The sequence below is a fragment of the Lysinibacillus sp. K60 genome (genome assembly GCF_019731275.1).
Classification (GTDB): Bacteria; Bacillota; Bacilli; order Bacillales_A; family Planococcaceae; genus Lysinibacillus; species Lysinibacillus capsici.
The window spans coordinates 384,439-398,856 of the sequence record NZ_JAASJR010000002.1; the positions used below are offsets into that span (position 1 = coordinate 384,439).

Genomic DNA, 14,418 nt, shown 5'->3' on the forward strand with positions numbered 1-14,418 from the left:
TTGTATATACTTACATATAGAGGGAAGGAGGAGGTAGCTTGATTCTAGTTCGAAATGAAAACTTCGAAATTTCTGAGGAAAATGGCAAGGTATTTATGCTTACTTTTAGCGCAGGTTTCCCATTAAAAGAATTTGATAGCATCCTACGTAGTCATCCACGACTGAAATTATCTAATTTTTCAATTTTAAAAAATGTGTTATCAACCCAGAATACCAATCCTGTTGAAATTGGACGCTGGCTTCCGAACATTGAAGCAGAAGTGGCACGTGATAAGATGTCAGCCTCTGTTTTTATATATGAAACGCATGATTATATTCAAAATAATAAAGAAAAATTAACACAACAAATCCGAGAAACACTCAATGAAAATGGAATTATACACGGCATATTAGATTTTGATATATTGAAGGCTGAACCAGGAAAAGCATTCTTAATTGCTCAAGGCGAGCAACCTATAGCAGGAATAGATGCACAAATTACATATTTACCTAAACCCGAGAGAAAGCCAGTCATTCGTGAAGACGGTAAAGCGGATTACTATGATATGAATTTTATTTCGGAAATTTCAGAAGGCTCTTGGCTAGGTGAAAAGATCCCTGCTACATTAGGTAAACCGGGGAAAAATGTGCTAGGTCAAGAAGTTGCTGCTGTACCTGGTCGAGATTATCCTATCAAATATGATACAAAATCTGCCTATGAAGTGGAAGAAGACGGAAAAATCGTCATTCGCTCGAAAATTGCTGGCGTTTTAGATGATGTCAAAGGCATGATTGGTGTAAACAGGCACCTTCCTATAAATGGTGATGTTGGAGTAGAAACAGGAAACCTTGAATTTAATGGTTCACTTAGTATTAAAGGTACAGTAACAAATGGCTATACAGTTATTGCGACTGGCGATATTTCCATTGAAGGGGCTGAGGGTGTAAGCGGTGCTAAGCTTATTAAATCCATTGAGGGTGATGTATATATTCGTGGTGGCATCTTTGGGCTTGGTTCAACAGTGGTAGAAGCAGGTGGCAATATATTTGTTAAACATGTGAATGAAGCAAATTTATTTGCAGCTAATAGTATTCATATTGGTTTTTATGCACTAGGATCCCAGCTTTCTGCTCATTCGATATATGTGGATGAACGAAAAGGGAAAATTATTGGGGGACGTGCAGTAGCTAAAAATACGATTGTGACGGCCATTTCAGGAAACCGATTAGAGCGTCGAACAGATTTAATAATAGAAAGTATTAATAAGCAGGAAAATAACACCGTGATGCAGGAAAAAGCAGCACAGCTAAAACAATTGCAAACAGAGATTTCAGCACACGAGAATAGCATGAAAAATTTATTGCCTTTTCTCAATCAAATGTCCAAAGAACAATCAGCGTCATTTGAAGTAACAAAGCAAGCCTTAACAAAATTAAAGGCAGAAGCGATTACGTTAGATCGTGAAATAAAACTATTAATGGATGAAATGCGTCATGTAGGGAAAGAAGAGATTATTGTGACAAAAGAGGCCCACCCTGGAACTTATATTCAAATTGGCAGAAAATCATCTTTATTAAGCAAAATGACGAATGGTAAATTCCTGCTAGAATTTGGTGAGTTAAATGTCTAAGGCAGCCTTTATCCCCGTTTTTGCACATCGAGGTGCTTCTGCTTATGCATTAGAGAATACCTTTCAAGCTTTTGAAAAGGCATTAGAACTAGGTGCTGATGGGATTGAACTAGATATTCATTTCTCTAAAGATGGATTACCTGTAGTGTATCATGATCCACAATTATCGAGGTTAGTAGGCACCAATAAATTGGTGAGTGATTGTACGATGGAGGAGCTTCTGCGCTTTAAACTTGGCAAGCCTTGGAGACGTCTATTTTCGTCCTATAAAATGCCAGCGTTTGAGGCAGTTTTAGCATGGGCAAATATACAGCAGATGCCGTTAAATATTGAATTAAAATCAACGATCTTGGACAATACGAGTGGGCTAATTCATTTTCTTCGAGGCTTGGCTCTGCCAAAAGGTAGTCATTTTTCATCCTTTCACTATGAGCTTTTAGAGATCGTAAAAAAGCATAGACCTGAATTTGAAACGGCCCTTATTGCAACGAAAAAAATAAAATGGGATCTTCTAACTGATTATAAGGCGGCTGATAGTGTGCATATGCATAAAAGGTACTACAAACCAAGATACTTGGAGGCCTGCATTACAAGTGAAAAAGCATGTCGTTTTTATGCTATTGATGGGACAGAACCATTTTTAACCAATCCGCATCCTTCTGTTATTGGTTGGATTACGGATTATCCTGATAAAGTCATCACATCTCAGCAACGGGTATAAAAAGAGCTATCCAGTAAGTCTTGCATGACTTATTTGGATAGCTTTTTTTATTTTTTTTGGAAGCGTGGTGCTACTTTTCCGTTTTTTCGATCGCGATGCAGTAAAAATCCAGCGAAAAACCCAAAGCCTATGACGAAGAAAATAACACCAACTACAAATTGCAGCCATAAAAATGGGAATGGTGAAATGAGCTTACCAAATAATGTATCACGCATAAATTTAATGCCACCTGCAGCCATAAGACCTGGAATAAGCATTACAATAAATGCAGCTAAACGGGCCATGTATACCCCTCCTTATTCCTATGATTAATTTTACCTGTGGATGGGGGAATGTCAAGGAAGGGTATAAACCAATATAATATTTTTAGCTAATAACATGGCAGGACAGAAAGTAGCAATTGTAACAGAATGTTTAGAAAATTCTTACTTAAATAAGAATATGTAATAATAGTTGCGAAATTGTGAATTTGTCAGTATTGTAAAAATAAGTGGAGCAATATTATCCATTACTAAACAATTTCTTCTTTAAGTATTAGGGTCTAAACACCTACTACCGAATAGGAGCTCAGAATTTGCTGAGTGAGGACGCTATGGAGATTAGATTGTTAGATAAAACTTGATTGGATGGGCATTTGGGGATGCACTTTCCAAAGCAAAGGGGCGAGTTTCATGGAAATCTTCAAGTATATGGAAAAGTATGATTACGAACAATTGGTATTTTGCCAAGATGAAGCATCAGGGTTAAAAGCGGTTATCGCTATCCATGATACAACACTTGGACCAGCACTAGGTGGAGCACGTATGTGGACGTATGCGTCGGAAGAAAATGCAATTGAAGATGCATTACGTTTAGCACGAGGAATGACTTACAAAAATGCTGCAGCTGGTTTAAACCTTGGCGGTGGAAAAACGGTCATTATTGGTGACCCATTTAAAGATAAAAACGAAGAGATGTTCCGTGCGTTAGGTCGTTTCATCCAAGGATTAAATGGCCGCTATATTACAGCTGAAGATGTAGGTACAACAGTATCGGATATGGATTTAATCCATGAAGAAACAAATTATGTAACAGGAATTTCTCCTGCATTCGGTTCTTCAGGTAACCCATCTCCAGTAACAGCTTATGGTGTTTACCGTGGTATGAAGGCAGCTGCAAAAGAAGCATTCGGTTCAGACTCACTAGAAGGATTAAAAGTTTCTGTACAGGGTCTAGGAAATGTAGCTTACAAGCTTTGCGAGTATTTACATAATGAAGGGGCAAAACTTGTTGTAACAGATATCAATCAGGCAGCTATTGATCGTGTTGTTAATGACTTCGACGCGATTGCAGTGGCACCAGATGAAATCTATGCGCAAGAAGTAGATATCTTCTCACCTTGTGCATTAGGGGCAATTTTAAATGATGAAACAATTCCGCAATTAAAAGCGAAAGTGATCGCTGGATCTGCAAATAACCAATTAAAAGATTCACGTCATGGTGACTATCTACATGAATTAGGTATTGTCTATGCACCAGATTATGTAATCAATGCTGGTGGTGTTATTAACGTTGCGGATGAATTATATGGCTATAATCGTGAACGTGCAATGAAACGCGTTGATGGCATTTATGATAGTATTGAGAAAATCTTTGCTATTTCAAAACGGGATGGCATTCCAACATATGTGGCAGCGAACCGCTTAGCGGAGGAACGTATCGCTCGCGTAGCAAAATCTCGCAGCCAATTTTTAAAAAATGAAAAAAATATTTTACACGGTCGCTAATTTACACGGTTGATACAAGAAGAGAAGTCGCATTGTCGACTTCTTCTATTTTCAACAAGAAATTGGGGTTTTAATGAAGTGAAGCTAAAGTTTTTCTAAAGCAAGCACTGACTGTTAAAAAAATCACTTGGTTATTGTTTAATAGAATCCTTTAGCACTTTTCTCAATAGGGGGAATAAACATGGCTCAAAATTATGATGTTGTCATTTTAGGTGGAGGTACAGGTGGATATGTTGCAGCCATCCGAGCTGCTCAGCTAGGCTTAAAAACAGCCATTGTAGAGCGTGAACGTTTAGGAGGTACATGCTTGCATAAAGGCTGTATTCCAAGTAAAGCCTTACTCCGAAGTGCCGAAGTATATCGTATGGCTAATAAAACAGCTAGCGAATATGGTGTCGATATTGAAGGTGTGACATTACAATTTGACAAAGTTCAAGCTAGGAAACAAGCAATCGTTGAGCAATTAAGCCAGGGTGTGAATACACTGATGAAAAAAGGCAAAATAGATGTTTATCACGGTACAGGGCGAATTTTGGGTCCATCTATTTTCTCACCTATGCCTGGTACAATATCTGTAGAAATGTCCAATGGCGATGAAAATGAAATGCTTGTACCTACGAATGTTGTCATTGCAACGGGCTCAAAGCCTCGTGGTATGGCAGGGTTAACGATAGATGGGCAATATGTGCTGAATTCAGACCACGCATTACAGTTAGAAAGTTTACCAAAGTCACTGCTAATCGTTGGTGGTGGTGTTATTGGAATTGAGTGGGCATCTATGCTATGCGATTTTGGTGTATATGTAACAGTGGTAGAATATGGTCCATCCATTTTACCAGCTGAAGATGCGGACATCGTTAAAGAAGTGACGAAACAACTTGAGAAACGAGGAGTTCGTATTGTTACGAATGCTCGCTTAGATACAAATACATTCAAAATTGAAAATGATAACGTTTTCATTTCTGCGCAAGTCAATGACAAAGAAGAAGTTTTTGAGGCTGATAAACTATTACTTTGTGTAGGACGTGAGGCGAATACGCAAGGTATTGGTCTAGAAAATACAGAGATTGAAGTGGAAAATGGCTTTATTAAGGTGAATGGTTCCTATCAAACGAAAGAGTCTCATATGTATGCCATAGGAGATGTGATTGGTGGCTTACAATTAGCGCATGTTGCTTCTCATGAGGGGCTTTCAGCTATTGAGCATATAGCAACAGGGAAAACAGAGGCATTGGATGCACTAAAAGTACCGAAATGTGTTTATTCCTATCCAGAGGTTGCTAGCATTGGATTAACAGAAAGTGCTGCTAAAGAACAAGGATTTTCATTAAAGATTGGTAAATTCCCGTTTAAGGCCATTGGTAAAGCATTAGTAAATGGAGAGACAGAAGGCTTTGTCAAAATTATTGCTGATGAAGAAACAGATGATATTTTGGGTATTCATATGGTAGGGCCTCATGTAACCGATTTAATTGGTGAAGCATCCTTAGCAAAAGTGTTAGATGCAACACCATGGGAAATTAGTCAGGCAATTCATCCACATCCATCCTTAAATGAGGTGTTAGTGGAATCTGCTCTAGCAGTGGATGATCGCGCTATCCATTTTTAATTTTCTGAATTTCATAACTAACATATCCAAATGTGGGGATATAGGATAAGATAGTTATTTCTCTATAATACGAAAGGGGTGTTCGTATGCAAGATGTTCAAATCAAACATGAAGATTTAGGTTTGTCAAATGAAGATGTACTTGCTATGTTCGAAACAATGTTAATGGCTAGAAGACTAGATGAGCGTATGTGGTTATTAAACCGTTCTGGTAAAATTCCGTTTGTAATTTCCTGCCAAGGTCAGGAGGCGGCACAGGTTGGAGCAGCCTTTGCACTTGATAAAAGTAAGGATTATATTGCACCTTATTATCGTGATATGGGTGTTGTTTTACATTTTGGTATGACACCAAGAGAACTGATGCTATCTGCGTTTGCTAAAGCAGAAGATCCAAACTCTGGGGGTCGTCAAATGCCAGGCCACTTTGGTCAAAAGAAAAATCGTATTTTAACAGGTTCATCACCTGTTACGACTCAAGTTCCACACGCAGTGGGCGTTGCACTTGCAGGACGTCTACAAAAAGAAGATTTTGTTTCTTTCGTTACGCTTGGTGAAGGTTCATCCAACCAAGGAGACTTCCATGAAGGAGCGAACTTTGCAGGTGTGCATAAGCTACCAGTCATTATTATGGTAGAAAACAATCAATATGCGATTTCTGTGCCAGTAGAGCGTCAACTTGGCTGTGCAAAAGTATCTGATCGTGGGATTGGCTACGGAATGCCAGGAGTGACCGTGGATGGGAAAAATCCGTTACAAGTATATAAAGTGGTAAAAGAGGCTGCAGATCGTGCACGTAATGGGGAAGGTCCAAGCTTAATCGAAACGGTAACATATCGTTTAACAGCCCATTCTTCAGATGATGATGACCGTCAATACCGTACGGCTGAAGATATTGCAGAAGGCAAAGCAAAGGATCCGATTGTATTATTTGAAAAGTATTTAATGGATGCTGGCGTGATGACTGACGCGATACGTACTGAAATCGAAGAGCGTGTTATGGCAGAAGTAAATGAAGCAACTGATTATGCTGAAGCGGCTCCATATGCACAACCAGAGCATGCACTTAAATATGTTTATGCACCAGTGGACGGAGGTGACATGTAATGGCAGTAATGTCTTATATTGATGCGATTACATTAGCAATGAAAGAAGAGATGGAACGTGACGAACGAGTTTTCATTTTAGGTGAGGACGTTGGTCGTAAAGGCGGTGTATTCAAAGCCACTACGGGACTATACGATCAATTTGGTGAATACCGCGTGCTTGATACACCTCTTGCAGAAAGTGCAATAGCCGGTGTAGGTATCGGTGCTGCAATGTACGGTATGCGTCCGATTGCTGAAATGCAATTTGCTGATTTTATTATGCCAGCTGTCAATCAAATCGTCTCAGAGGCAGCCAAAATACGTTACCGTTCTAATAATGACTGGACTTGTCCAATGGTCATCCGCGCACCTTTTGGCGGAGGTATTCACGGGGCACTTTATCATTCACAATCTGTTGAAGCACTTTTTGCTGGTACACCTGGTTTGAAAATTGTCATTCCATCAACACCGTATGATGCAAAAGGTTTACTGAAAGCTGCTATTCGTGATGAAGATCCGGTATTATTTTTCGAACATAAACGTGCCTATCGTTTAATTAAAGGGGAAGTACCACTAGATGATTACACATTGCCAATTGGTAAAGCAGATGTAAAACGTGAAGGAGATGACGTGACAGTCATTACCTATGGTTTAGCAGTCCACTTTGCTCTACAAGCGGCAGAACGCCTAGCTGCGGATGGTATTTCTGCTCATATCCTTGATTTGCGTACAGTTTACCCTCTGGATAAAGAAGCGATTATTGAGGCTACAAGTAAGACAGGTAAAGTATTGCTTGTCACAGAGGATAATAAAGAAGGTAGTATCATGAGTGAGGTTGCTGCAATTATTGCGGAACATTGTTTATTTGAGCTTGATGCACCAATTCAACGTCTAGCGGGACCTGATGTGCCAGCCATGCCGTATGCACCAACGATGGAAAAATATTTTATGATTAATCCTGATAAAGTGGAACGTGCTATGCGAGAACTTGCTGCGTTCTAATAGATCACAACAAGGCTGAATGAAAATATAAAAGCCTCAGACGGAACAACAGATTTTGACTTTGCACATATGAAAGTCAAAATCTGTCTATATGCCTATCTACGTTTAATGTTTTTAGCGCTACATCAGGTACAATGACGCCTAGGCTTATTTGATGGGAGGAATAAAGGATGTCGGTTCAAAATATTACAATGCCACAGCTCGGCGAAAGTGTAACAGAAGGTACAATTGAAAAATGGCTTGTAAAGCCTGGAGATACAGTTAAAAAATATGATCCATTAGCAGAGGTTGTTACAGATAAAGTAAATGCTGAAATCCCGTCATCATTTGAAGGGGTTATCACGGAGCTTCTTGCGCAAGAAGGTCAGACATTACCAGTTGGAGCAGTCGTTTGCTCGATTGAAATAGCGGGAGAAGGTGAATTACCAGCACCGCCACCTGAAAAAAAATCAACGGTAAGTACGGCTATTTTAAATGCAGGTGTTCAAAAGAAACAGGAGGCACCACAGCAGGTAGCAGCTCCAGTATCTGCACCAAAAGAGGCACGTACGGGTAAAGTACGTTATTCACCAGCTGTTCTTCGACTTGCACAGGAGCATGATATAGCTTTAGACCTTGTAACAGGTACTGGCGAGGGTGGTCGTATTACACGAAAAGACCTGTTAAAGCTAATTGAAACAGGTAATATCCCAACGGCAAATGATGTAGCACAAGCAGCTCCAACCGTTCAAACGACATCAGCAGCTCCAGCACCACAGCAACAAGTGGAAAAAGCAGCTGCACCTGTACAACCTATTCATCCAGGAGATATCGAAATTCCAGTGACGAAGATCCGTCGTGCCATTGCGAATAATATGGTGAAAAGTGTACATGAAGCGCCGCATGCTTGGATGATGATGGAAGTGGATGTAACAGATTTAGTGACTTATCGTGATAGCTTAAAGAATGAATTTAAGCAAAAAGAAGGCTTTAATCTTACATATTTCGCCTTCTTTGTAAAAGCGGTTGCTCAAGCTTTAAAGGAATTCCCAATGCTGAATTCGATGTGGGCGGAAGATAAAATCATTCAAAAACATGACATCAATATTTCGATTGCAGTAGCAACGGATGATGCCTTATTTGTACCTGTTATAAAACACGCAGATGAAAAATCCATCAAAGGAATCGCTAAAGAAATCAATGAACTGGCTATCAAAGTTCGTACAGGGAAATTAGCAATGGATGACATTACTGGTGGTACATTTACAGTGAATAATACAGGTGCATTTGGCTCTGTTCAATCAATGGGCATCATCAATTACCCACAAGCAGCAATTTTGCAAGTGGAAAGTATTGTAAAAAAACCTGTTGTTTTACCAGGTGGAATGTTTGCTGCACGTGATATTGTGAATTTATGTTTATCATTAGATCATCGTGTGCTTGATGGACTTGTCTGTGGTAAATTCCTAAATAGAGTAAAAGAAATACTCGAAAATACAAATAAATCTTCAACGTCAGTCTACTGATGACTCGTCGGAAACCTGCTGTATAAGGGTTTCCGATTTTTTTTATGCTTTTCGAGTCGCAATTTGTCATGTAGAATAACAAATAGAAACTACTAAGGGGGGAAGCTGATTAGCGTCCGCATGTCAAACAACATGAAAAATATTGAATTTGAAATACCAGCCTATTCAGACTGGCAAGATGCAGCAATCAAAGCTTTAAAAGGGAAACCATTTGAGTCACTATTCACAAAAACAAATGAAGGTGTTACACTACAGCCGCTTTACACGCAAGAAAGTTTAGTAGCTAAGCTTGGAGAAGAGCTTGATTTACAAGTTGCCACAATTCGTTCCCTACAAAATGATCAAGTATTTCAGGTGGCACAACAAATTCACGCTGATTCAAGCGAAGCTTTTTTTGTACAGCTTGAGGATAGCCTAGCTCGAGGCAATGAAGTTATTACGATTGATAGCCGAGTGAGCTTTGCTTGGACAGAAGAAGTATTGGTCAAATTAGCATCATATTTCTCAGAATATTCGTTTAAAATTACTATTGAAAATTCAAAAGACCCGTTATTAGCAGTGTTCGACAACATTCCAGTAGATCAACAAGAAGCCATTAAAGGTTACATTATTTCAAAAGACCCTATCACTTTGACTGCATTTCCGAACGTGCGCTCAGTCAGTGCAGACACAACGGTTTATCATAATGAAGGTGCTAACGCTGTACAAGAATTAGCCTATGCACTTGCATTAGCAGCCAAATTTGCAGAACAAGAAGAAAGCTTTGAAGCGTTCTCGAAGAAATTCTTTGTGTCTTTTGCCATTGATACACAATTCTTTACGGAGATTGCAAAGCTACGTGCTTTTAAAGTACTTTGGAAAGCGTTCTCATCCGCTTATGGCGTAACAGATCATGTGAAAATCCCTACTGTTGCTGAAACATCATTAAGAAGCTTTTCTAAATTAGATGTGTATGTAAATTTATTACGCTCTTCAAATGAAGCGCTTTCTGGTTTAATCGGTGGTGCTGATCTCTTTACGGTTCATCCACATGACGTGTTAACGAAGCCTACGGATCAATCCATTCGTATCGCTCGTAATGTGTCATTAATTTTAAAAGAAGAAACAAATGTCTTAAAAGTAAAAGATCCAGCAGGGGGCTCTTACTTTATCGAGTCGTTAACAGCAGATTTTGTGAAAGAAGCATGGGCATTATTTTTAGACATTCAGGCAGCTGGCGGTATCGATGACTATACAGCCTCTGGCAAGCTTGCAGAAGAAGTGGAAGTATCCTATCAAAAGCGCATCAAAGCTGCCCAAACACGTAAGCAATCATTAATTGGAACGAATATTTATGCTAATCCAGCTGATATCCTTGAACAGGATACAAATCCATTATTTGCTGATATTAAGCGTATTGCTGCTCCATTTGAGGATTTACGTGCAGACATGACAGCAGCAAATGTGAAAACAGGTATTTTAGCATTAGGATCACTAAAAAGCTCTAAACCACGCGCAGATTTTGTAGCGGGCTTCTTAAACACAGTTGGGCTTGTACCAGAAAAAAGTGAGCCAGTGACAACTGTAGAAGAGGCAGTAGCTTGGCTGAAGGCAACAGAGGCTAAGTATATAGTGATTGCAGGCAGTGATGATGATACAAAAGCATTGGTATCGGCCATTTTAGCTGAGAAACCAGCGAATGTGCTTGTAGATGTAGCAGGCAAATTTAAAGACGAAGAAGAAGCATGGTTAGCCAATGGCTTAAACGGCTTTATTTTCGCAGGACAAAACATCATTGAAAAATTACAGTCCGTGTTTGCGAGCATGAAGGAGGTCCAACGATGAGCAAGCCAAATTTTAATGCAGTAGAAATAGAAAAGGTTTTAACAGCTGAAGCACCTCAAGCGTCTGAAGACAAGTTCATGACAAATGAGGGAATTGAAATTAAAGATATTTACACAAAAGAAGATATTAAAGAGGCTAAACATCTAAATGATGTGGCGGGGATTGCACCCAACACACGTGGGCCATACCCTACTATGTATGTAGCACGTCCATGGACGGTTCGCCAATACGCTGGTTTCTCAACTGCTGAAGAATCCAATGCCTTTTACAAACGAAATTTGGCTATGGGACAAAAAGGTCTTTCTGTAGCGTTTGATTTAGCAACACATCGAGGCTATGACTCTGATCATCCACGTGTAACAGGGGATGTAGGAAAAGCTGGGGTTGCGATTGACTCAGTAGAGGATATGAAAATCCTTTTCGATCAAATCCCGTTAGACCAAATGTCTGTTTCAATGACAATGAATGGTGCGGTATTACCTGTCCTTGCGTTCTATATTGTAGCAGCAGAAGAACAAGGGGTAACGCCAGATCAATTAGCAGGTACCATTCAAAATGATATTTTAAAAGAATACATGGTGCGTAATACATACATTTACCCACCAGCTATGTCAATGAAAATCATCGCAGATATTTTTGAATATACAGCGAAGTATATGCCGAAATTTAACTCTATTTCAATTTCTGGTTACCATATTCAAGAAGCAGGCGCAACAAATGACATTGAGCTTGCCTATACATTAGCAGATGGCTTGGAGTATGTACGAACAGGATTAAAAGCAGGTATTGATATTGATGCTTTTGCACCTCGCCTATCGTTCTTCTGGGCAATTGGTATGAACTATTACATGGAAGTTGCTAAAATGCGTGCAGCACGTCGTATTTGGGCACAAATGATGTCTACATTTAACCCGAAAAATCCAAAGACATTAGCATTACGTACGCATTCCCAAACATCTGGCTGGTCATTAACTGAGCAAGATCCATTTAACAATGTTGCACGTACATTAATCGAAGCAAATGCCTCTTCGATGGGACATACGCAATCCCTTCATACGAATGCACTGGATGAAGCGATTGCACTTCCAACTGATTTCTCTGCACGTATTGCGCGTAATACACAGTTATTTTTACAAGAGGAAACAGCGATGACAAAAGTTATTGATCCATGGGGTGGTTCGTACTACGTGGAGAAATTAACAGAAGAAATTACGAAATCTGCTTGGGCGTTAATCGAAGAGATTGAAGCGCTTGGTGGTATGGCTAAAGCGATTGAAACGGGACTTCCAAAAATGAAGGTTGAGGAAGCTGCAGCAAAACGTCAAGCGAAAATTGATTCTAAAACAGAAACGATTGTTGGCGTGAATAAGTATCGCTTAGCAAAAGAAGAGCCAATCGATATTTTAGATATTGATAATACAATTGTTCGTCAAAAACAAATTGAACGTTTAGAAGCGATGAAGGCAGCTCGTGATGAAGCGGAGGTTCAAAAACATTTAGCTCGCTTAACAAAGGCGGCTCAAGATGGAGAAGAAAACCTGCTAGCGGTGGCAGTGGATGCAGCGCGCGCTCGTGCTTCTTTAGGTGAAATATCTGATGCAATTGAAGCAGTTTCTGGTCGTCATAAAGCGGTCATTCGTTCGATCTCTGGTGTTTACTCTGCAAACTTCTCTGATGAGGAGCAAATTGCGGAAGTGAAACAAATGACAGAAGAATTCCTTGAAAATGAAGGTCGTCGTCCGCGTATTTTAGTTGCTAAAATGGGACAAGATGGACATGACCGTGGTGCAAAGGTTGTCGCAACTGGTTATGCAGATTTAGGCTTTGACGTAGATATTTCTCCATTATTTATGACGCCTGCTGAGGCTGCTCAAATGGCTGTTGAAAATGATGTTCATGTTATTGGTGTGTCTTCACTAGCAGCAGGACATAAAACATTGGTGCCTGAATTGATAGCTGAGCTTGAAAAACTAGGTCGTGAAGATATTATCATTATTGTGGGTGGTGTCATACCAGCACAAGATTATGATTTCCTTTATAATGCTGGTGCAGTAGCTATTTTCGGACCAGGTACAGTGATTCCTGTATCCGCACAAAAAATAATTGAAGAAATCTACAAACGTTTAGGCTATGAGGAAGTGTCTGAATAATGGACAAAAATAAAGGAATGGAAGAAAGTGCGCTATTTGTCATGGACGGAGTAGAGGCGACTCACGACGGGATGCAATATGGTACACCCAAAAAGTTCCGAAAGAAAAAGGCAGACATTCTAAATGTAGGAGAGCTTGCACAACAAGTGCGTGCGGGCTCTCGCACACATTTATCAAAAGCCATTACCCTCATTGAAAGTTCAAACGCTACCCATAAAGTACAGGCACAAGAACTATTGCAGGAGCTTCTTCCACATACAGGCAATAGTATTCGAATTGGCATAACAGGTGTGCCTGGGGCAGGAAAAAGCTCATTCATAGAGGCTTTCGGCACTATGCTTTGTGATATGGGAAAACGAGTTGCTGTTCTTGCCATTGATCCAAGTTCTTCTCTATCGGGAGGAAGTATACTTGGCGATAAAACGCGTATGGAAGAGCTCGTGAAGAAGCCTAGTGCATTTGTGCGTCCATCGCCATCAGCAGGTACCCTAGGGGGTGTTCACAAAAAGACACGGGAAACCATGTTAGTTTGTGAGGCAGCAGGCTATGATGTGATTTTAATTGAAACAGTTGGTGTTGGACAAAGTGAAACCTATGTCCGTGGCATGGTTGACTTCTTCCTGCTTCTTGTTTTAACAGGAGCGGGGGATGAATTGCAGGGCATGAAAAAAGGCATCATGGAATTAGCAGATGCAATTGTTGTGCATAAGGCGGATGGTGATAATGTTCGTCTAGCTAAAAAAACGGTTGCAGAGTACAAACAAATTTTGCACTTTTTACAGCCAGCTACACCTGGTTGGATGTCTACTGCCATGCCTGTTAGTTCATTAGAAAAACGAGGACTTGATAAGGTGTGGGAAACAATTGGGGAATTCAAGCAAATCGTAGAAGCAAATCACTATTGGGCTACCCGACGCCAACAACAAACAAAAGAGTGGTTCCAATCGATGATTACCGATCATTTAATTGATCTATTTTATGGAAACCCGCAACGTAAAGCACAAGTACAACAGCTTGAACGTCAAATTTTAAGTGGACAGTTGACAGTTACACAAGGTGTGGATCGTTTATTTAGCGAGGAGCAGGAAGACAAGTAAACGAGTCTTATTGAAATCGTAGTAATTTCAACTGAAATGTGTTGAGCAAG

General features: G+C 39.9%; 11 protein-coding genes. 10 read left to right on the top strand and 1 reads right to left on the bottom strand.

What is annotated here, in order from left to right; all coding sequences use genetic code 11:
- Positions 1 to 38 precede the first annotated feature (38 nt).
- Positions 39 to 1,610, top strand: coding sequence for a flagellar assembly protein A (locus HCH28_RS05690; RefSeq protein WP_048392301.1), 1,572 nt, complete (start codon positions 39 to 41; stop codon positions 1,608 to 1,610).
- Complete coding sequence (locus tag HCH28_RS05695) at positions 1,603 to 2,331, top strand: glycerophosphodiester phosphodiesterase (protein ID WP_221680173.1); 729 nt, start codon at positions 1,603 to 1,605, stop codon at positions 2,329 to 2,331. Before HCH28_RS05690 ends, HCH28_RS05695 begins: the two co-directional genes overlap by 8 nt.
- A 47-nt stretch (positions 2,332 to 2,378) precedes the next feature.
- Here the strand turns inward: HCH28_RS05695 and HCH28_RS05700 are convergent, their stop codons facing one another.
- Positions 2,379 to 2,615, bottom strand: a complete 237-nt coding sequence (locus HCH28_RS05700) for a DUF2627 domain-containing protein (RefSeq protein ID WP_004231186.1) — start codon at positions 2,613 to 2,615, stop codon at positions 2,379 to 2,381.
- A gap of 387 nt (positions 2,616 to 3,002) precedes the next feature.
- On the opposite strand from HCH28_RS05700, the gene HCH28_RS05705 reads away from it, so the two are divergent.
- The 8 genes from HCH28_RS05705 to meaB all read left to right on the top strand — a co-directional run bounded on the left by HCH28_RS05705 (position 3,003) and on the right by meaB (position 14,368).
- The gene (locus HCH28_RS05705; protein ID WP_048392303.1) at positions 3,003 to 4,097 is read left to right on the top strand and encodes a Leu/Phe/Val dehydrogenase; all 1,095 of its coding nucleotides are present in this window, start codon (positions 3,003 to 3,005) and stop codon (positions 4,095 to 4,097) included.
- A 181-nt stretch (positions 4,098 to 4,278) separates the two neighbouring features.
- The gene (gene lpdA / locus HCH28_RS05710) at positions 4,279 to 5,706 is read left to right on the top strand and encodes a dihydrolipoyl dehydrogenase (RefSeq protein WP_221680174.1); all 1,428 of its coding nucleotides are present in this window, start codon (positions 4,279 to 4,281) and stop codon (positions 5,704 to 5,706) included.
- Positions 5,707 to 5,792: 86 nt separating this feature from the next.
- A complete protein-coding gene (locus HCH28_RS05715) occupies positions 5,793 to 6,809 on the top strand; it encodes a thiamine pyrophosphate-dependent dehydrogenase E1 component subunit alpha (RefSeq protein ID WP_004231196.1) in 1,017 nt (338 codons plus the stop codon).
- Positions 6,809 to 7,792, top strand: a complete 984-nt coding sequence (locus HCH28_RS05720) for an alpha-ketoacid dehydrogenase subunit beta (protein WP_221680175.1) — start codon at positions 6,809 to 6,811, stop codon at positions 7,790 to 7,792. The genes HCH28_RS05715 and HCH28_RS05720 overlap by 1 nt, the downstream gene beginning before the upstream one ends.
- 170 nt (positions 7,793 to 7,962) lie before the next feature.
- Entirely contained in the window at positions 7,963 to 9,297 is a 1,335-nt protein-coding gene (locus HCH28_RS05725; RefSeq protein ID WP_221680176.1) for a dihydrolipoamide acetyltransferase family protein, read from the top strand.
- 120 nt (positions 9,298 to 9,417) lie between these two features.
- Entirely contained in the window at positions 9,418 to 11,121 is a 1,704-nt protein-coding gene (locus tag HCH28_RS05730; RefSeq protein ID WP_221680177.1) for a methylmalonyl-CoA mutase family protein, read from the top strand.
- Complete coding sequence (gene scpA / locus HCH28_RS05735; protein ID WP_004231201.1) at positions 11,118 to 13,271, top strand: methylmalonyl-CoA mutase; 2,154 nt, start codon at positions 11,118 to 11,120, stop codon at positions 13,269 to 13,271. The genes HCH28_RS05730 and scpA overlap by 4 nt, the downstream gene beginning before the upstream one ends.
- Positions 13,271 to 14,368: a methylmalonyl Co-A mutase-associated GTPase MeaB gene (gene meaB, locus HCH28_RS05740; RefSeq protein ID WP_221680178.1), complete on the top strand. Its 1,098-nt coding sequence runs from the start codon at positions 13,271 to 13,273 to the stop codon at positions 14,366 to 14,368. Before scpA ends, meaB begins: the two co-directional genes overlap by 1 nt.
- The last annotated feature ends 50 nt before the right edge of the window (positions 14,369 to 14,418 follow it).